Annotated in this window: 19 protein-coding genes and 1 pseudogene; 8 read left to right on the top strand and 12 right to left on the bottom strand. The window is 70.1% G+C overall.

Annotation, left to right across the window (positions count from 1 at the left end):
* Positions 1 to 366: 366 nt before the first annotated feature.
* The 7 genes and pseudogenes from ABZX12_RS21415 to ABZX12_RS21385 all read right to left on the bottom strand — a co-directional run bounded on the left by ABZX12_RS21415 (position 367) and on the right by ABZX12_RS21385 (position 5,901).
* On the bottom strand, positions 367 to 1,110 hold the full coding sequence (locus ABZX12_RS21415; RefSeq protein WP_355695548.1) for an SDR family oxidoreductase: 744 nt from the start codon (positions 1,108 to 1,110) through the stop codon (positions 367 to 369).
* The gene (locus tag ABZX12_RS21410; protein ID WP_355695547.1) at positions 1,107 to 1,586 is read right to left on the bottom strand and encodes an SRPBCC family protein; all 480 of its coding nucleotides are present in this window, start codon (positions 1,584 to 1,586) and stop codon (positions 1,107 to 1,109) included. Before ABZX12_RS21410 ends, ABZX12_RS21415 begins: the two co-directional genes overlap by 4 nt.
* The gene (locus ABZX12_RS21405; RefSeq protein WP_355695545.1) at positions 1,583 to 1,897 is read right to left on the bottom strand and encodes a metalloregulator ArsR/SmtB family transcription factor; all 315 of its coding nucleotides are present in this window, start codon (positions 1,895 to 1,897) and stop codon (positions 1,583 to 1,585) included. Before ABZX12_RS21405 ends, ABZX12_RS21410 begins: the two co-directional genes overlap by 4 nt.
* 66 nt (positions 1,898 to 1,963) lie before the next feature.
* Positions 1,964 to 2,596 (bottom strand): hypothetical protein, encoded by a 633-nt coding sequence (locus tag ABZX12_RS21400; RefSeq protein ID WP_355695544.1) that lies wholly within the window; start codon positions 2,594 to 2,596, stop codon positions 1,964 to 1,966.
* 113 nt (positions 2,597 to 2,709) lie between these two features.
* A pseudogene (locus ABZX12_RS21395) lies at positions 2,710 to 3,419 on the bottom strand (class I SAM-dependent methyltransferase).
* A gap of 56 nt (positions 3,420 to 3,475) precedes the next feature.
* Positions 3,476 to 4,888, bottom strand: coding sequence for an aromatic amino acid lyase (locus ABZX12_RS21390; RefSeq protein WP_355695542.1), 1,413 nt, complete (start codon positions 4,886 to 4,888; stop codon positions 3,476 to 3,478).
* Positions 4,888 to 5,901 (bottom strand): ornithine cyclodeaminase family protein, encoded by a 1,014-nt coding sequence (locus ABZX12_RS21385; RefSeq protein ID WP_355695540.1) that lies wholly within the window; start codon positions 5,899 to 5,901, stop codon positions 4,888 to 4,890. The genes ABZX12_RS21390 and ABZX12_RS21385 overlap by 1 nt, the downstream gene beginning before the upstream one ends.
* A 63-nt stretch (positions 5,902 to 5,964) precedes the next feature.
* On the opposite strand from ABZX12_RS21385, the gene ABZX12_RS21380 reads away from it, so the two are divergent.
* Positions 5,965 to 6,669, top strand: a complete 705-nt coding sequence (locus tag ABZX12_RS21380) for a hypothetical protein (RefSeq protein ID WP_355695538.1) — start codon at positions 5,965 to 5,967, stop codon at positions 6,667 to 6,669.
* Here the strand turns inward: ABZX12_RS21380 and ABZX12_RS21375 are convergent.
* The 3 genes from ABZX12_RS21375 to ABZX12_RS21365 all read right to left on the bottom strand — a co-directional run bounded on the left by ABZX12_RS21375 (position 6,666) and on the right by ABZX12_RS21365 (position 8,263).
* Positions 6,666 to 7,052: a pilus assembly protein CpaE gene (locus ABZX12_RS21375; RefSeq protein WP_355695536.1), complete on the bottom strand. Its 387-nt coding sequence runs from the start codon at positions 7,050 to 7,052 to the stop codon at positions 6,666 to 6,668. The genes ABZX12_RS21380 and ABZX12_RS21375 overlap by 4 nt on opposite strands.
* Before the next feature lie 85 nt (positions 7,053 to 7,137).
* Complete coding sequence (locus ABZX12_RS21370) at positions 7,138 to 7,506, bottom strand: hypothetical protein (RefSeq protein ID WP_355695534.1); 369 nt, start codon at positions 7,504 to 7,506, stop codon at positions 7,138 to 7,140.
* A 19-nt stretch (positions 7,507 to 7,525) separates the two neighbouring features.
* Positions 7,526 to 8,263, bottom strand: a complete 738-nt coding sequence (locus ABZX12_RS21365) for a M15 family metallopeptidase (RefSeq protein ID WP_355695532.1) — start codon at positions 8,261 to 8,263, stop codon at positions 7,526 to 7,528.
* 176 nt (positions 8,264 to 8,439) lie between these two features.
* On the opposite strand from ABZX12_RS21365, the gene ABZX12_RS21360 reads away from it, so the two are divergent.
* Positions 8,440 to 9,798 carry a histidine kinase gene (locus ABZX12_RS21360; protein ID WP_355695531.1) on the top strand — a complete coding sequence of 453 codons (1,359 nt, stop codon included), beginning with the start codon at positions 8,440 to 8,442 and terminating at the stop codon, positions 9,796 to 9,798.
* Positions 9,777 to 10,544, top strand: coding sequence for a response regulator transcription factor (locus tag ABZX12_RS21355; protein ID WP_355695529.1), 768 nt, complete (start codon positions 9,777 to 9,779; stop codon positions 10,542 to 10,544). Before ABZX12_RS21360 ends, ABZX12_RS21355 begins: the two co-directional genes overlap by 22 nt.
* Positions 10,545 to 10,692: 148 nt before the next feature.
* Here the strand turns inward: ABZX12_RS21355 and ABZX12_RS21350 are convergent, their stop codons facing one another.
* Positions 10,693 to 11,697 (bottom strand): transcriptional regulator, encoded by a 1,005-nt coding sequence (locus ABZX12_RS21350; protein WP_355695527.1) that lies wholly within the window; start codon positions 11,695 to 11,697, stop codon positions 10,693 to 10,695.
* 61 nt (positions 11,698 to 11,758) lie between these two features.
* Between ABZX12_RS21350 and ABZX12_RS21345 the strand changes: the two genes are divergently transcribed.
* Positions 11,759 to 12,925, top strand: coding sequence for an epoxide hydrolase family protein (locus ABZX12_RS21345; protein WP_355695525.1), 1,167 nt, complete (start codon positions 11,759 to 11,761; stop codon positions 12,923 to 12,925).
* Positions 12,922 to 14,019 carry a winged helix DNA-binding domain-containing protein gene (locus ABZX12_RS21340; RefSeq protein ID WP_355695523.1) on the top strand — a complete coding sequence of 366 codons (1,098 nt, stop codon included), beginning with the start codon at positions 12,922 to 12,924 and terminating at the stop codon, positions 14,017 to 14,019. Before ABZX12_RS21345 ends, ABZX12_RS21340 begins: the two co-directional genes overlap by 4 nt.
* Here the strand turns inward: ABZX12_RS21340 and ABZX12_RS21335 are convergent.
* On the bottom strand, positions 14,016 to 14,378 hold the full coding sequence (locus ABZX12_RS21335; protein ID WP_355695521.1) for an MmcQ/YjbR family DNA-binding protein: 363 nt from the start codon (positions 14,376 to 14,378) through the stop codon (positions 14,016 to 14,018). The two genes, ABZX12_RS21340 and ABZX12_RS21335, sit on opposite strands and share 4 nt — an antisense overlap.
* 43 nt (positions 14,379 to 14,421) lie before the next feature.
* Here ABZX12_RS21335 and ABZX12_RS21330 point away from each other — a divergent pair, with 43 nt between their 5' ends.
* Genes ABZX12_RS21330 through ABZX12_RS21320 form a run of 3 tightly spaced genes read left to right on the top strand, consistent with a single transcriptional unit; the run spans position 14,422 to position 17,444 of the window.
* A complete protein-coding gene (locus ABZX12_RS21330) occupies positions 14,422 to 15,492 on the top strand; it encodes an alpha/beta hydrolase-fold protein (protein ID WP_355695519.1) in 1,071 nt (356 codons plus the stop codon).
* Positions 15,452 to 16,198 (top strand): alpha/beta hydrolase-fold protein, encoded by a 747-nt coding sequence (locus ABZX12_RS21325; protein ID WP_355695517.1) that lies wholly within the window; start codon positions 15,452 to 15,454, stop codon positions 16,196 to 16,198. The genes ABZX12_RS21330 and ABZX12_RS21325 overlap by 41 nt, the downstream gene beginning before the upstream one ends.
* Positions 16,199 to 16,208: 10 nt before the next feature.
* Complete coding sequence (locus ABZX12_RS21320; RefSeq protein ID WP_355695516.1) at positions 16,209 to 17,444, top strand: hypothetical protein; 1,236 nt, start codon at positions 16,209 to 16,211, stop codon at positions 17,442 to 17,444.

Raw genomic sequence — 17,444 nt, 5'->3', positions numbered from 1 at the left:
CAAACCGGGCCTGAGACAGGCAACGGTAACCCGAGATAAGCAATATCAGGTCCCCAGACACCACGGCTTGTCTCAGCCCACCGCGACGTGGCGACACCGTCCCGCGCGCGTCAGCGAAACGGGCAGTGGGAGCGGCTCCCCAGTTGGCTCACGCCACGAGCTCGGCGCCGCGTAACAACCTCGGCCTCTCTGGCGAGGGCACTAGGGCATGTCTGATAATCCAGCGCCGTCGCGAGGAGGTGCTCGGTGCGGTAGCTCGGCGTGCGGGAGCGAAGGTCTCGATGCGGCGCATCGTGGCCTTTGCTCACGTGCGGCGAGGTGCCGTGCCGAGTGCCCCGCAGTAGGCGCTGGATTGTCAGACATGCCTCAGTTGACCACCGCGCCGGCGGTGATGTTCAGGGCGGTGCCCGTGATGGAGCGGGCGAGGTCGGAGGCGGCGAAGACGGCGGTGGCGCCGACGTCGGACAGGGTGGCGGCGCGGTTCAGCATCGTCTGGGCGGCGGTGTGCTCCGCGACCTCGCGCCGGAAGTCCTCCGGGTAGGTGTCCGGGTTCGACTCCGGGATGCCGTTGGTCTGCAGCGTGACCACCCGGATGCCGTGCGGGCCGAGCTCGGCGGCCAGCGTCCGCCGCATCGCCTCGACGGCGCCGAATCCGGCCTGGAAGGCACCGAGGTTCGGCGCCGGGTCGCCGTACCCGCCGAAGGTCAGGATCACGCCCGAGCCCTGCTCGACCATCCGCCGGGCAGCCGCCCGGGACGTGAGGTAGTACGTGCGCAGCATGTTCCGGACCGGTTCCTCGACCTCGGCGAGGGACAGCTCGATCAGCGGCTTCCCGAAGTACTGCCGATGGCCGATCAAGTTGAACGAGATGTCGATCCGGTCGAGGGTCGCGGCGTGTTCGTCGACGGAGGCCTCGTCGAGGGCGTCGACGACCGCGATCTCAGCCTTGCCGTCGTTCGCGCGGATCTCGTCGGCGACCCGTTCCAGGCGTTCGGCCGTCCGTCCGGCGAGGTGGACGGTCGCGCCCGCGGCGGCGAACGCCTTCGCGACCGCGCCGCCGATCGGTCCGGCCGCGCCGTACACGACCGCGGATTTGTTCTCGAGCATCATGGGTGGGCCTCCTCGGCCAGTTCGGTGACGAGGGCGTCGAGGTTCCGCATCGAGGCGCGAAGACCGCGCTCCATCCCGCCGTCGACGTACAGGTCCCGGTCCTCGACGGCGAAGAACACGGTGTTCTGCGTCAAGGTGGTGACCCCGTCGGCCTCGTCGAAGGTGATCAGATTCAGGTAGACGGTGCCGGGCGCCTGGTCGAACTCGTACGTCTGCACGATCCGCTCCGGCGTCGGCGACCCGTGGTACAGCCCGTGGAAGGCGTAGCCCTTGCCGTCGCTGTCGTAGTGCGTCCACCGCCAGCGCCCGCCGTGCCGCGGGTCGAGCTGGTTCACGACCAGCTCGAGCCCGGCCGGCCCGAGCCAGCGCTTCACCAGCTCGGGCTCGGTGTACGCGCGGAACAGCAGGTCCCGCGGCGCGCGGAACTCCCGGACGACGACGACCTGCGGCACGCCCGGCTCGGCGACGATCTTCACGACTCCCCCTGCAGGTCGTCGAGCAGGTCGTCCAGACGGTCGAAGCTCTCCGTCCAGTAGCCGCGGTAGTCCATCAACCAGCCGACGGCCGCCCGGAGCGGCTCCGCCTCGAGGTGGCTGAGCCGGGCGGTCGCCCGTTGCGAGCGACTGATCAGACCGGCCTGCTCGAGCACCTTCAGGTGCTTGGAGACGGCCGGCTGCGACATGCTGAACGGCGCCGCGAGCTCGGCCACCGTCGCGTCGCCGCGCTTGAGCCGGGTCAAGATCGCCCGGCGGGTCGGGTCGGCGAGCGCCGCGAAGACACCGGTCAACCCATCTTCATAACCAGTTGGTTTCAGAACCATGTGGTTAAGGATGCGTGCCGACCCCGGCCGGCGTCAAGGGCGCCGGTGCTCCCAGTTGGCCGGATCGCACCAGGACGGGTCGATGCCGCGGTCGATGCAGTACTGCCGGAGGATCTGCTCGCGGGTCGACGGTCGGCTGGTCGCGCGCGGCGGTGTCACCGGCGTACTGACGGTCGCGCGGGTCGGCGTCGGCGCGCTCCGCTCGGGCGTCCTGGTGGTCGACGTCCGGGTCGGGCGCGAGGTCGGCCGCTCGGCCGGCCGGGACGTCGCGGCCTTCTCCGGCGCCACAGTCGTCCGCGGTGGCGTTTGCTGTCCGACGGGAGTCGTCGTCGAGCCGGCGGCCGGACCGGCGGACGGCGTTTCCGCCACGAACGTCACGGCCGCGGGGTCGTCCGATCCGCCACCGAACAGGCCGATCACGGACACCGCCCAGATGTTCACCGCGATGAAGACGAGCAGCGACGCGGCCCCGGCGTACGCGGCCCGGCGGGACGGGGCGCCGTACCGGCCGATCGGGCCGAGCACCGCCTTGCCGTTGCCGTCGCGCCAGAAGTGCCAGCCCGGCGGCGCCGGCGGCCAGGACGGATCCGGGCGCCAACTCTCCGGCGGGATCCAGTTGCGCCCGGGCGGAATCGGCCAGTTCGGCGGTGCCACGAACCGCTTCAAGAGAACTCCTCCACTCCACCGACACGACCCTCGCACCATGCCAACGACACAAACCCCGCGCGGGCTACTTGCAGCTTCACCACGAACTGCCTGTCGACTGGACGAGGCGCCTCTCACACGGACTGGCAGATGCAGAGCTGAAGCGACGCACCGGCGGCGAACGGAGTGCCGGACCAGTCGCCGAGGCGGTCGACGAGCTGGAGACCGCCGCGGGCGACGAGCAGTGGCAACTCCTGCGGGAAAATACTTCTGATCTCGAGTGGTACGACGACGAAGTCGGGCTCGGAGTCGGTCGAGAGGTACCACGTCCCGCGGGTGACCTGCGCGGCCGCATCGTATGTCTCGGCGACGTCGACGCGGACCACGCCACGGCTGGGATCCACGAACGACAACGACTCCCGCGTGCGCCGTACGCCGTCGGCTTCGGCGAGCAGGGACACGCTCGGGTTGAAGACATCGAAGACGAACCGCGCTCCAGGAGCCAGGTGCCTGCGCACCGACCGGAAGCAGCTCACCAGATCCTCGGCCTCCTGCAGATGCAGCAGGGAATTGGCGGTGCTGAACACGAAGTCGAAGGTGCGGCCCAGATCGAAGGACCGCATGTCGCCCCGCACCCATTCGACCGCTGCGCCACGATCGCTCGCCTTACCCTCAGCCTCAGCAGCATGTCCGTCGAGAAATCCAGGCCGACGCACGAATGCCCGTCCGACGCGATCGGGATCAGCTTGTCCCCGGTGCCGCACCCGAGCTCCAGCACGCGCCCGCCGTGCCGAGCAGCCGCGGCCCGGTAGAAGTCGACCGCCGGCCCGCCACCGGGAAACATCAGGTCGTACAACCGCGCGTGGGAGTAGAACTCTCGACTCACCGAACACCTCCTCCTCAGTTGCCGTGCATGACGTTGCTGAGCAGGCGGGTCAGGTCTTCGCCGAAGGGGCGGTCGGTGGTGATCGGGGGGACGGCGGCGTCGACCGCGTGCATCAGGTTCTGGAGGCCTGGTGGGATGTCTCGGGTGGACAGGGCGAAGGCTTGGCGTACGGCGAGGAGTTCGCAGGCGAGGGTGATGCGGGTCAGGCGGATTGCTTCAAGGAGGTTGCCGGCGGCTTCCCAGGAGAAGGTCTGGACGTCCTCCTGGCCGTTGGACGTCTCCGCCGTACTGATTGCCGTCGGCAACGTCAGGCGGCGGAGCTGGTGCGTGGTGGCGACGGCGCGTTTGTGGACGGCGACCAGGCCGGCCTGCGGACCGGGATCGTGGGCGAGCTGCGCGGGCAGGCCTGTGACCGCCGGGTCGAGCAGGCGGTGCAGCCGCGCAGCCGAGACTTCCGCGGCGTGCGCCAACGCGGCGGTCAGGTGATCGCAGTACGCCGCGAGCTCGATCCCGTGGAACCCGGCGGTGCTGACGAACTCGCCGTCGAGGTACGCCGGGGAGTCCGTCACGCCGGTGAACGCTCGCTCGATCGCGCCGTCCAACTGCTCCACCGTGCGTCGCACGTGCGCCACCACGTGTCCCGCCACCCGGAACGAGACCGGCGCCTGCAGACTCCGCGGCTCCGCCTCGGGACCTGCGAGCTCCCGCAAGCGCGCCAGCTCCGCCGCCAGTACGTCGTCCCCACGCCCCGCGGCCCGGCGGTACGGATCCCGACTGGCCCCGATCACCGCGATCGCCCCCGCCCCCACGGCCGTGAGCTGATCAGCAAGCTTCCGCGCGCGCTCCGCGGCAAGGGCCGCGCGCCCGGTCGCCCCGGGGATACCAGCCAGCAAGGCGATCCCTTCCTTGGGGCCGAGCTCGAACCCCGGCAACACACCGGCCGCGGACCGCACGCCCGGACCGTCTTGAACCCACCCGAGGCCGGCCAAGGGGCCCGCGGCGTGGGCCAGCGGGATGATCTCGCCGGCGGACCCGGCGCCCTCTGCGGGGATGGCCGGCGTGAAGCCGCTGTTGATCAGGGCTGTCAACTGGTGGAGGAGTTCGACCGAGACGGCGGCGTCGCCGGTGAGGAAGGTTCGGAGGCGGGCGATCAGGACCGCGCGGGCCTCGTCGGGCGGGAGCCAGGGCGGGCCGCCGACCGCACGGCCGAGCAGCAGGTTGTGTTGGTGGACGCGCTGTTCGGCCTCGGTCAGGCGGATCTTGCTGAGGTTGCCCATGCCGGTGTTCACGCCGTACACGGGCTCGCCGGACCGGAGCGTTTCCAGCGCGGCGCCGCGGATCGCGGCCAGCCGGTCGAGGAGGGCCGGCGCCAGCTCGATCGGTTCCGGGCTCGCCGGATCCAGGTCGGCGGGATCGTCGACGATCATCAGTGGAACCGCAGCATCGTGCCGGCGTCGGCGGCTTCGGCGCGGCGCAGGATCAGGTGGGCGATCGCGACGTCCAGCAAGGACAGGCCGCGATGCCAGAAGAGGTTGCGCTCGGCATCGTTCTCGCGGCCGGGTTTGCGGCCCGCAACGATCTCGCCGATCTCGGCGTACAGCGTCTCCGGCGACAGCCGCCCGCTGTCCACGTGCCGGCGCAGCGACCCGAACCGCCCGGACTGCGCCTCGCGCCAGTCGTCCACGACGACCTTGTCCATGACGTCGAGCAGGTCGAGCTCGACCGCCGACACGGTCCCGTACGGTACGACGAACGCGCCCGGCCGCACCGCCGCCGTACGCAGCAGCGGCTCGGGCTCGGTGAGCCGCGTCGCCTCGACCAAAACGTCGGCGCCGTCGAAGGCCTCTTCCGCGGTCGCGCACACCCGCACCGGCGTGGTCAGCTCCGCCGACAGGTCCGCCGCGAACTTCTCCCGCGACTCCGGCCGCCGCGACGTCACCCGGATCTCGTCGAGATCGAAGAGGTCGTCGAGCATGGTCACGTTCCACCAGGCGGTGCCGCGGGCGCCGGCGTGCGCGAGGATCTTGCTGTTCCGCCGCGCGAGATGCCGGGCGCCGACGGTCGTTATGGCACCGGTCCGGGCCGCGGTGATCATGGTCGCGTCGAGAACGGCCAGCGGTACGCCGGTGGTCGGGTCGAACAGGGTCGCCATCGCGAGCTCGCTCGGCAGGCCCTTGCGGTAGTTCGGCACGAAGTCGCCGACCACCTTCACGCCGGAGATCCCGTGCTCCCCGAGGCCGTCGAGGTGTCCGCGGAGGATGTTGAAGTGCCCGATCCCGCCGTTGTCCGGGGTGAGGTGCACGCGCGGCTCGAAACTGGTCCGCCCCTCGCCGTGCTCGCGTACCGCGTCCTCCACGGCGTCGACGATCTCCCGCCGGGTCAGCCCCAGCCCGTCGATGTCCGGACCGCTGAGGAACCGCAGCCAGATCCCGTCCGTCACGTGGCTCCTTCGGTTGCCGTCGGTCGATACTGTAGTTTCACGCCGTCACGCTACGTTCGTGCCATGGGGTCGACGACTGCGGATCGCACGGTGATCGGGCACTCCGCCGCGGACAAGGCGCTGCTGTTCGGCGGGCTGCCGCTGGCCGGGCTGGTGCTCGGGTTCTTCCTGCCGCGGATCGCCGAGTGGGCGGAGGGGCGCGAGTGGGTGCCGTTCCAGGGCCCGTTGCGGTTGATCGCGGCCTGGGACAGCTGGTGGGTCGTGGTGATCTGCGTGGCCGCCGGGCTCGTGGGCGGCGTCCTGCTCGCCGGGATGGCGCTCGACGACACGTTGAAGGTCACGATCACCGGCCGGTCGGTCGAGTTCCTGAAGAACCAGACCACCGTCACCGTGCCGCGCGGCAAGGTAGCGGTCGCGTTCCTGGACGGTAAGGAGATCGTGCTGCAGGACGCATCGTCGAAGGAACTGGCCCGCGAGAAGCACGACCAGTTCACCTCCGAGAGTCCGAAGATCGCCGCCGCGTTCCGCGCGCACGGCTACCCGTGGTCGGAGGCCGGCGACCCGCACGCGTCCGAGTTCCGCCGCTGGGTCGAGGCCGATCCGGACCTGTCCCCGGCCGCCAACGCGCTGCTCAGGGCCCGGTCGAAGGCGTTCGACCAGGGAGACAAGGGCAAGGCCGACCTGCGAGAGCTCCGCGGAGAGCTCGCGGGTCTCGGCTACAGCGTCAAGGACAAGGACAAGAAGCAGTACTGGCGCGCGACCGGCTAGGCGTCCAGCAGTTGGAGGACCGCTTCGGCGTAGGCCTGCTCGGCGTCGTCCGCGGTGCAGGAACCGCTGGTCAGATTGACCCGGTAGCCGTCGGGCGTGGCTTCGAGGGACCGGAAGTGCGGGCCGAGGAGGGCGCGCAGCTGCTCCTCGCGCGGAAGCCAGATGACTTCGCGCTGCTCGATGCTGTCCAGGGCCCACTCCGTGGTGCCGTTGAAGCCGATCACTTTGCTGCCCTGATAGTCGTGCACCTCGACGGTCATGTCGCTCACCACGAACACGTCGTCGTCCATGTCGCGGTCCGGTACGACGAAACGATCCCCGGCCGACGGTGTCCACAGCACCCCGGCCTTGCGCAGTCGTCCGGCCTGCTCGATCGTGATCACCCCTCCATCCTCCCCACGGCACGCAAACCGCGCAGGTCCACGCGAGCCGCCACCACCGAGACGCGGCTCGCGCGGAGGGCGCGGGTCAGCGCTCGAGGGCGGCGCGGAGCTCCTCGGCACGGTGCGCGATCCGATCGCGGCACTCGGTGGTGAGCGGCAGGTCGATCAGCGCGGTCGCCTGCAGGTGGCTGAGGCCGAACTCGTCACGCAGGCGCCGTACGGCGGTCGCGCGGTCGGCGGCGGCCCGCAGCACCGCGGCGACCTCGTCGCGACGCTCGAACGCGGCCAGGATGCCGTCGTAGATCTCCAGTTGGGTGTACGCGGAACGATCCGGCTCCGGCATCGTGTGCTCCGTCTTGTCACCGGTCCGGATCACCTGGCGCCACAGGGCGGGTACGGCGAGCCGGGCGCGCGTGTAGCGCCGGGTCAAGGGCTGGGCGTAGGTCATGGTCATTCGAAGATCCCCCTAGTCATCAATCTGCCTTGGCCACCGCGTGCGGTTCGCGCGGCGGGCACTTCGTGCCGGGCGTTGTGAGCGCCTCGAAGTGCCACGGTTCGTTGTCGTACCGGCGGCACACGCCGTACCGCCAGCCGTTCTTGTTCAGCCAGGTCATGGCGGCCGTCGGACCGATGTCCACAGCCTTGCCCTGCACATGGGCGGAGTACTTCGGCGGCAGCACCCAGCGCGTCGCCGCCTTGTACGAGCCGTACTTCTTGATCGCCTCGTTCAGCAGCCGCTGCTGCTTCGCCGCGCTGCGCCGGCCGGAGGTGATCCGGATCGTGACGCCGTCGGCCTTCGCGGCCGCGATCGCCTTCGTCAGCCGCTTCTTCAGCGTCGGCGAGAGGCCCTCGATGCTCTCCTCACGCGAGGTCTTCGCCGGCTTCTTGGTGGGCTTCTGCGTCGGCTTCTTGGTGGGAGTCGTGGCCGTCCTGGGCGGAGTCGGCTGACTCGTAGGCGTCGCCGGCGTCTTCGTCGTACGGCGCGACGGCGTCGGAGTGACGAGCGTCGTCGCGGGAGGTCCGCCGATCGCGGGTGCACCGACCGTCGACACCACGGGCGTCTTGTCCGCGCCCAGGCCCAGCACGTCGGTGACCTGCCCGTGCCACAGCAGCAACGATCCGGCGACCGCACCGACCCCGACCACACCGATCACGGACAGCAACCGGGTCCGCGCCGCACCGTCCGGGCGCGGCGGCAGGTCGTCACTCATGGGGTACAGCCTTTCGGATCAGGGCGGCGGGCACATCGGTCCCAGGGACCGTTCTGATGCCCCATCTGTAGCCCCTGAGTATCAGTTCGGACGCCGAGCCTCCTCCAAAAGTTGGAGCGAGCGCCCGTCCGGGCAGATGAAGCTTTGGCGAACACAGGCTGACTACCCTGGGCGACGTGAAGGGTATCTGGCGCCGATTGTCGCAGGGGCAGCAGGATGTGCTGCTCGCTGCGCTCATCGGGCTGGTCTGGTTCGTCACGCTGAACTTCGTCAACGGCACCGGTCTGCGCCCGCACAACCCGGCGGTCTCGGTGGTGACAGGCGTGTTCCTGGTCGCCACGGTCGCGTTCGTCCGCCGGATCCCGCGCGCGATGCTCGTCATCGTCTCTGTGCTCTACCCGTTCCTGTACGCCGCGGTCGGGACCGGCCTGGCGGCGCAGCTCGGCCTGACGATGTTCGGTCAGCCCGAGATCAGCGACGCGGCGCTGCAGTCCGAGATCCATCTGGTGCCGCTGCTCGTCGTCGGGTATCTGGCGGCGTCAGCGGGCGTCCGGCGGTTCACGTGTCTGTTCTTCACGATGGGCAGCCTGGCCGGGTTGATGATCGGGCTGCCGACCGTGGTCGCGATCGTCCTCAGCCGCGTCAACCGGGCGATCCTGTACGGCGACCGGTACCGGAGCCTCCCCCGGGACGTGTCGAGCCTGTACTCGTACATCGACGTGTCACTGTTCGTGTTCGCGGAGGCACTGATCTGCGGGATGGTGCTGCTGGGTGCGGACGCGCGCCGGCGCCGCAAGTCCGTCGCACTGCTCGAGCAGCGCAACGCCGAGCTGGTCCGGCTGCGCGCGGTCGAGGCGGAGCGGGCCGCGGTGGCCGAGCGGACCCGGATCGCCCGCGACCTGCACGACGTGATCTCGCACCACGTGAGCGCGGTCGTGATCCGGGCGCAGGCCGCGGACCGGGTGGCCGACCAGCGTCCCGAGGTACTGCGGGAGGCGATCCGCTGGATCATTGCCAGCGGCAAGGAGGCGCTGACCGCGATGCGCGAGACCGTTCGGGTGCTGAACACAGCCTCGCCGCAGATCGCCGGCGACACCGGATCGGGCGGCGGGACCGCGCCGGTGCCGGACCTGGCCGACGTGGCGCGGATGGGCGAGCGGCTGAAGGCGGTCGGGATCGACGTCACGATGGACCTTCCGCCGCGGCAGCGGCAGCTGACGTCGGCCACCGACCTGACCGCGGTGCGGATCATCCAGGAAGCACTGACCAACGTGATGGTGCACGCCAAGGCGACCGCGGCGCGGGTCACCTGGCAGAGTGGTCCGCAGGGCGAGCTGCTGACCATCGACGACAACGGGAACGGCGGGCCGCCGCCGGTGAACGTGCTGGAGACCGCGCGCCGCAAGGAGAGCGGCCGCGGCAACGGACTGATCGGGATGCGGGAACGGGCCACAGCGGTCGGCGGCACGCTCGCCGTCGCGGCCGGCCCCCTGGGTGGATGGAGAGTGCAGGCATGGCTGCCGCCGCAGAAGTGACCTCGGAACCAGGGCCGATCCGGATCCTGGTGGCCGACGACCAGGGCGTGATCCGGATGGGTCTGGCAATGATCCTGGACCACGAGCCGGACCTGACCACGGTCGCGCAGGCAGAGAACGGCGAGGAGGCGCTCCGGCTGATCGAGCAGCACGACCCGGACGTCGTCCTGATGGACATCCGGATGCCGGTGATGGACGGTCTGGTCGCCACCGAGCGGATCACCAGCGCGAACCGGGAGGCCGGGCGGTCGCGGCCCGCCGTTCTGGTGCTGACGACGTTCGACGACGAGGCGTACGTGCTGGCCGCCGTTCGCGCGGGAGCGTCCGGGTTCCTGCTGAAGGACACCGATCCGGATCTGCTGGTGTCTGCCGTCCGGGCGGTGCACCGCGGCGACTCGCTCGTCGATCCGGCCTCGACCCGGGTGCTGCTGGAGCGCTGCATGGAGCTGGAGCGCCAGGTCGACGGCGGTCCGACGGTCAGCGCGCCGTCGCGACCCGACGCCCGCTGGGCCGGACTGCTGTCCCAGCTGAGCGAACGGGAACGCGAGATCCTGGTGTGGATGGCCCGCGGTCTGTCGAACCGCGACCTCGCGACCAAGTTGTTCGTCAGCGAGACCACAGTCAAGACCCACGTGAGCTCGGTGCTGGCGAAGCTCGGCCTGTCCAGCCGGGTCCAGGCCGTCGTCGTCGCCTACGAGGCGGGCGTGGTCCGGCCCGGCGAGGCCGACGTGCGCTGGGACACCTAGGCGAACAGCCAGAGGCCGACCGCGGCGGCGGCGAGCAGGATCACGACGGTCACGGCTTGGCTGAGCACCGACGCCTTGCGGCGTTGCGGCAGGAAGTCCCCGGTCATGATTCCAGGGTGCGTCGCGAAGACGCCGTACCCATCGGCCGTCAGGATGGTTCCGGACTACTACCAGAGGATGACCGGTCGTTGCCAGGGGCACCCGAAAGAGCCGCCCGGCGGAGACGATCGGACAGGGCGAGGAGCGCGGCCGAGAGCTCGGGCGCGTCGAGGACCTCGAAGTCGACGTCCAGCAGCCCCAGGTAGAGCGTCAGCATCTGCGGCGTGTCGGAGCCGAGCCGGATCAGGCAACGGTCCGGGCCGAGCTCCTCGATCTCCACGGGCAGTGGGAGCTTGGCGCGGATCTCGGCGGCCGGCCCGTGCAGCAACACGCGGGCGACGTACCGCCAGGTCGCGGTGCCGACGCCGCGCTGCAACCTCGCGGTGACCTCGGCCTCCGGCAGCTCCCGGGGCGTGAACCGCGGACCGCCGGGGATCTTCGGCGTGATCCGGTCGGCGCGGAACGTCCGCCAGTCGTCGCGGTCCGGGTCCCAGGCGATCAGGTACCAACGGCGTCCCATGACGACCAGCCGGTGCGGCTCGACCTCGCGGCTGCTCGCGCTCCCGTCGTGGCTCGCGTAGTCGAAGCGCAGCCGGTGCTCGGAGCGGATCGCGGCCGCGATCGCGATCATCACGTCGGCGTCGACCTTCGGCCCGGTCGCCGGTACGGCGAGCGTCGCCGACTGCATTGCACTCACCCGATGGCGCAGACGTGGCGGCAGCACCTGCTCCAGTTTGGCCAGGGCCCGGATCGAGGTCTCGCCGATGCCCTCCACGCCTCCGTTGGCGGCCGTCCGCAGCCCGATCGCGACCGCCACCGCTTCGTCGTCGTCCAGCAGCAGCGGGGGCAGCGCGCCGCCGGCGCCCAGCCGGTAGCCACCGGTGAGACCGGGCGCGGCCTCCACCGGGTAGCCGAGCTGCCGCAGCCGGTCGACGTCGGTGCGGATCGTCCGGGTGCTGACGTCCAGCCGCTCGGCCAGCTCGGGACCGGTCCACAGGGCGCGGGTCTGGAGCAGGGACAACAACCGGAGCAGACGAGCCGACGTGTTCAGCATTTCTCCAGAATGACGCACATTGCGGAAGGAAGTCTTCCGCAGTGGCTTCTACGGTCGAAGCATGACGAACACACCGCAGATCCACCCGTTCCTGATCGACATCGACGACGCCGAGCTGGCCGACCTGAAGTTCCGGCTCGAGCACACCCGCCGGCCGCGTCCGGTCCCGGGCGACAGCGACGACTGGAGCCGCGGTATCCCCGGCGGCTACCTGTACGACCTGGCCGAGTACTGGCGGACGTCGTACGACTGGCGGAAGGCGGAGCAGGAGCTCAACAGCTATCCGCAGTACACGACCGAGATCGACGGTCAGGTGATCCACTTCTTCCACGTCCGCTCCCCCGAGCCGGACGCGACGCCGTTGCTGATCACCCACGGCTACCCGGGGTCGGCGGTCGAGTTCCTGCGGCTGCTCGGGCCGCTGTCGGATCCGGTCGCGTACGGCGGCGACGCTGCCGACGCCTTCCACGTGGTCGTGCCGTCGCTGCCGGGGTTCGGGTTCTCGACCCCGTTGTCCGGCGGCGGCTGGGAGCTGGGGCGGACCACGGCCGCGTTCGCCGAGCTGATGACGCGGCTCGGGTACGAGCGGTTCGGCGCGCAGGGCGGTGACATCGGTGCCGGCATCACCGGGCATCTGGGCGCCACGGTGCCCGACCGGGTGATCGGCACCCACGTGAACAGCGACCGGGGGACGCTCAGCCTGGCCGGCGAGTTCGTACCGCTGCCGGACGGCCTCGACGAGCAGGATCTGGCGGCCGTCCAGGAGGCCAAGGCGGCGTGGCAGGCGGGACGTGGCTACCTGGATCTGCAGAACCACACGCCGGACACGATCGCTGCCGGGCTGACCGATTCACCCGTCGCGCAGCTGGCGTGGATCGCGGAGAAGTTCCAGACGTGGACGGATCCGGCGAGGTCACCCGAGGAGTCCGTCGACCGGGACCAGCTGCTGACGCTGGTCAGCATCTACTGGTTCTGCCGTGCGGGTGCGAGCGCTGCCCGGTTCCTGTACGAGGCGGCGCACTCCGATCTCGGCTGGGGTGCGGAGTCGTCGGTGCCGTCCGCCTGGGCGGTCTTCAACAGCAGCCCGGTGGTTCGCCGGATCGCCGATCCGGAGCGCCGCGTCGCGCACTGGTCGGACTTCGCCGTCGGCGGCCACTTCCCGGCGATGGAGTGCGGCGAATTGCTGGTCGAGGACGTGCGCGCCTTCTTCCGTACGCTTGCCCGATGAACGCATCGATCCGCGTGCTGAGCCGGCGGGACCTGAACCGCGCGACCCTCCAGCGTCAGCAGCTGCTGCGCCGCGAGAGCGGACCGGTCGCCGAGCTGATCGAGCGGCTGGTGGGGCTGCAGGCGCAGGCCCCGCTGGCCGCGTACGTCGCGCTGTGGTCGAGGCTCGAGGGCTTCGACCCGGCCGAGCTGTCCACGCTGATGACCGAGCGCCGGGTCGTTCGCGCCTCGCTGCTGCGGTCGACGATCCATCTCGTCACCGCCGAGGACTGCCTGATGATGTGGCCGCTGATTCATCCGGTCGCGGACCGCGGCCTGCGCGGCGCGTTCGGCAAACAGCTGGCCGGCGCCGACATCGACGCTGTCGTTGCGTTCGGCACGGATCTGATGAGCCGGCAGCCGTACAGCCGCAGCCGGCTCCGGGAGGTGCTCGGCGAGCGCTGGCCGGACTGGGACGCGAACGCGATGGCGTACGCCGTCAGCTATCTGGCCGGCACCGTCCAGGTGACGCCCCGCGGTGTCTGGGGCGAGACCGGTCCGGCCGCACTGCAGACGATCGAGAGCTGGCTCGGCCGGGCGCCGGTCACGAACCCGTCGATCGACGGTCTGGTGCTGCGGTACCTGGCGGCGTTCGGTCCGGCGAGTGTCGCCGACGTCCAGATGTGGTCGGGGCTGACGAAGTTGCGTGAGGTCGTGGACCGGCTCCGCCCCGGGTTGAAGGTGTACGCCGATGAGGACGGGCGGGAGCTGTTCGACGTACCGGACGGGCCGCTGCCGGCCGCGGACACGCCCGCGCCGATCCGGTTCCTGCCGGAGTTCGACAACCTGCTGCTGTCGCACGCGGACCGGCGGCGGGTCAACCCGTTCAAGCGAGCGGTGCCGCTGCCGCCCGGCAACGGCGCCGCGATGGGCACGGTCCTGATCGACGGCGACTACGCGGCCGACTGGCGGCACCACCGCGGCGCCGACGCGAGCCTGCGGGTCACCACGCACGCGCCGGTCACGGCCGCCGTACGAGACGCGATCGAGGCCGAGGCGGTCGCCCTGCTCGGGCTGATCGGCAGCAAGGACACGCCGGTGGTGGTGACGTCCTAGCTGCCGAAGAACTCGGCGCGGACCTTCTTCGGGACGCACAGCGCCCAGGCGTCGATGATCAGCTCGCGGAGCTCCTCGCGGTCGAGCGCCGCGAGGCGGACCTGGATCCACTGGTAGCGCTCGTCGGACGGACGCGGCGCGAAGAACTTGTCGGGCTCGGCGGCCAGCGCGGCGGCCCGCTCCTCGCGAGGGAAGCCGATGCCGATCGTCTCCTCGTCGCGAGAGACCGCGAGATAGACGATCTGGCCGACGCGGAACTTGATCTGGTCGCGGACCAGCACCTCGTAGCTGCGCGGGAGCTCCGCGGTGATGTCGCGGATATCGGTGAGATCGACCACCTTCCCACGATAGAACCCCATCGCTGACAGCTGGTGACAGTGTTTGCGTGGGTACCGTGGTCGGATGGTCGTGAGCGCAGTCGAAGGTGCCGAGGTGGTTTTCCGCCTCGGCGATGCCGCACATGCGTTCACGGGCGTCCGCCTGTGGCAGGAGCTGGGGCTCGCGGCGGAGATGCTCGAGTTCAAACCCGTCGACTACGGCTGGGAGCTGCGGCTGCCGCGCCCGTCGGTGCACCGGATGGAGTACCTGTTCGACATCGCCGACCTCGGCATGCGGACGGACCCCACCAACCCGCGGGTGGTCGGCGGCGCGTTCGGCGACCACTCGTGGCTGCCGCTACCCGGATACGTCGAGCCGGCCTGGATCGCCGTACCGCCGCTTCCGTCGACGCTCACGCCGCTCGCCGTCGACTCGCCGGTCGGGCCGGTCGACGTCCAGGTGTGGGCGCCGGACGGGATCGCGCCGGCGTTCGAACTGCCGCTGCTGCTGTCCCACGACGGGCCCGAGTTCGCGTCGTACGCCGGTCTGACGCACTACGCCGGCGCGATGGTCGCCTCCGGTGCGCTGCCGGCGTTCCGGCTGGCGTTGCTCCGGCCGACGTCCCGCAACCTCTGGTACGCCGCGAACCCGCAGTACGCCGAGGCGCTCACGCAGTACGTCGTACCGGCCGTGCGGGAGCAGTACCTGAGCCGGCGGCCTGTGCTGATGGGCGCAAGTCTGGGGGCGCTCGCGGCGCTGCACGCGGAATGGCAGTTTCCGAACACGTTTTCCGCGTTGTTCCTGCAGTCGGGGTCGTTCTTCACGCCGCAGACCGACCCGCAGGAGTCCGGGTTCGAGTTCTACGCCGAGGTGACCGGGTTCGTCGAGCAGGTGCTGACGGCAACCACGGCGCCGAGCACCCCCAGCATCGCGATGACCGCGGGAACCACCGAGGAGAACGTGCACAACAACCGGGTGATGGCCGCCCGGCTGGCCGAGCTCGGGCTGGATGCGACGCTCGACGAAACTCCCGACATGCACAACTTCACAGCCTGGCGGGATGTGCTGGATCCTGATCTGACGGAGCTACTGCGACAGACCTGGGGTGGGGCTGATGGAACGGGAACAGGTCGAGCTGGAGGCGCCGGGGCTTGACCGCCGCGGCACCCTGATCCGGTACGGCCACTACGGCCGGCCGGTCCTGGTCTTCCCGAGCGAGCAGGGACGCGCCTGGGACTACGAGAACAACGGCATGGTCGACGCGGTCGCCCCGCTGATCGAGGCAGGCCGGGTGAAGCTGTACTGCGTCGACTCCTACGATCACGTGAGCTGGTCGGACCGCAGCATCCAGCTCGAGGACCGGGCCCGCCGGCACGAGCTGTACGAGTCCTGGATCGTCGACCAGGTGGTGCCGGCGATCGGGTCGGACTCACCGGGCGTCAGCGACATCATCACCACCGGCTGCAGTCTGGGCGCGTTCCACGCCCTGAACTTTGCGTTCAAGCGCGCCGACCTGTTCCCGATCGCGATCTGCCAGTCGGGCAACTACGACGCGGCCAGCTGGCACGCGTGGGGCGAGCGCGGCGACGCGACGTACTTCAACAACCCGGCCGACTACCTGCCCAACCTGTCCGGCGACCACCTGGAGTGGCTACGGAGCCGGCTGTTCATCCTGCTCACCGTGGGCCAGGGCGACTGGGAGACGCACCCGACAGGCTCCCTGCCGTCGGCCCGCGCCACGGCCGCCGTACTGAAGGACAAAGGCATCCCGCATGAGCTGGACCTGTGGGGGTACGACGTAGCACACGACTGGCCCTGGTGGCGGCAGCAGATCGCCCACCATCTGCCCCGATTCTGCTGAGGAGACTCACGTGAGTGATCGTTCGCGTCATCTGATCGGGTTGTTGCTCGGGGCCGAGGAGGACTGGCCGCAGGCGTTCGAGGCACTGCTGCAGCGGGTCGGGCCGGTGACGATCGACGGGCGCGAGCACGAGTTCGGGTCCCGTCGGCTGACCATCGAGCCGTTCGACCTGAACGACCCGGTCCGGGTCGGGCTGGTGATCGACCGGCTCGCGTACTGGTACTACCACCCGCGCGAGTGGCTGAAGAAGGCCGCGCTGATGAACGGCACCTACCTGCTGAACTCGCCGTTCACGTTCCAGTCGATGGAGAAGCACTCGGCGTACTGCGCGATGCTCCGGCTCGGTCTGAAGATCCCGCGGACCGTGCTGGTGCCGTACAAGAATCCGGTCGACAACGTGCGCTGGGCGTACACGTCGGCGAAGTACAACCGGCCCTTCGACCTGGACGCGATCGCCGAGGACCTCGGGTACCCGCTCTACATGAAGCCGTTCGACGGCGGCGGCTGGCGCGGCGTGTCCCGGATCAACAACAAGGTCGACCTGCACCAGGCCTACGACCAGTCCGGCGAGATGCTGATGCACCTGCAGGCCACCATCGAGTACGACAAGTTCGCGCGGGCGCTGTCGATCGGCGCCGAGACGATGGTGATGGACTTCCGCCCGGACGAGCCGATGCACAACCGGTACGCCGTCTCGCACGACTTCCTCAGCCCGGCCGCCGGCCACGAGGCGGTCGCGATCAGCCGGATCGTGAACGCCTTCTTCGGCTGGGAGTTCAACTCCTGCGAGATGCTGGTCAAGGGCGACGCCGTCCACCCGATCGACTACGCCAACGCCTGCCCCGACGTCGCCGTCACCTCCTTGCACTACTACTTCCCGTGGGCGCTGAGCGCGCTGGTGAAGTGGTCCGTCTTCTGCCTGGCGACCGGCCGCCGCTCGTCCGTCGACCTGCACACCGAGCGGTACTTCGAGATCGCGGACGACGAGTCGCTCGACTACGAGGCCAAGCTGAACGGGTACCTCGCGCTCGCCGACGAGCACTTCGAAACCGCGAAGTACCACGAATGGTGCGCCTCGCACCTGGGCGACTTCGACCTGCGGGTCCGGGACTGGGTGGCCGGCCCCGACTTCGACCGCCTGCTCCGCGAGACCGTCACCTCGACGTACCCGACCCACGAGCACGACAAGTTCTTCAACCACTTCAAGGGCCTCACCAACCTCTGGCTGGCCGATCAGGCAGGCTAG

This window comes from Kribbella sp. NPDC003505 (assembly GCF_040610875.1).
GTDB lineage: Bacteria > Actinomycetota > Actinomycetes > Propionibacteriales > Kribbellaceae > Kribbella.
The sequence above is the reverse complement of the archived record's forward strand: the minus strand, read 5'-3'. Positions and strand labels throughout refer to the sequence as shown.

What these genes read in the sequence shown, in the direction of transcription:
- ABZX12_RS21415 (WP_355695548.1), bottom strand. Translation starts at nt 1,110, where the DNA reads ATGATGCTCGAGAACAAATCCGCGGTCGTGTACGGCGCGGCCGGACCG.
- ABZX12_RS21390 (WP_355695542.1), bottom strand. Translation starts at nt 4,888, where the DNA reads ATGATCGTCGACGATCCCGCCGACCTGGATCCGGCGAGCCCGGAACCG.
- ABZX12_RS21380 (WP_355695538.1), top strand. Translation starts at nt 5,965, where the DNA reads ATGGGGTCGACGACTGCGGATCGCACGGTGATCGGGCACTCCGCCGCG.
- ABZX12_RS21370 (WP_355695534.1), bottom strand. Translation starts at nt 7,506, where the DNA reads ATGACCATGACCTACGCCCAGCCCTTGACCCGGCGCTACACGCGCGCC.
- ABZX12_RS21365 (WP_355695532.1), bottom strand. Translation starts at nt 8,263, where the DNA reads ATGAGTGACGACCTGCCGCCGCGCCCGGACGGTGCGGCGCGGACCCGG.
- ABZX12_RS21355 (WP_355695529.1), top strand. Translation starts at nt 9,777, where the DNA reads ATGGCTGCCGCCGCAGAAGTGACCTCGGAACCAGGGCCGATCCGGATC.
- ABZX12_RS21350 (WP_355695527.1), bottom strand. Translation starts at nt 11,697, where the DNA reads ATGCTGAACACGTCGGCTCGTCTGCTCCGGTTGTTGTCCCTGCTCCAG.
- ABZX12_RS21345 (WP_355695525.1), top strand. Translation starts at nt 11,759, where the DNA reads ATGACGAACACACCGCAGATCCACCCGTTCCTGATCGACATCGACGAC.
- ABZX12_RS21340 (WP_355695523.1), top strand. Translation starts at nt 12,922, where the DNA reads ATGAACGCATCGATCCGCGTGCTGAGCCGGCGGGACCTGAACCGCGCG.
- ABZX12_RS21335 (WP_355695521.1), bottom strand. Translation starts at nt 14,378, where the DNA reads ATGGGGTTCTATCGTGGGAAGGTGGTCGATCTCACCGATATCCGCGAC.
- ABZX12_RS21330 (WP_355695519.1), top strand. Translation starts at nt 14,422, where the DNA reads ATGGTCGTGAGCGCAGTCGAAGGTGCCGAGGTGGTTTTCCGCCTCGGC.
- ABZX12_RS21325 (WP_355695517.1), top strand. Translation starts at nt 15,452, where the DNA reads ATGGAACGGGAACAGGTCGAGCTGGAGGCGCCGGGGCTTGACCGCCGC.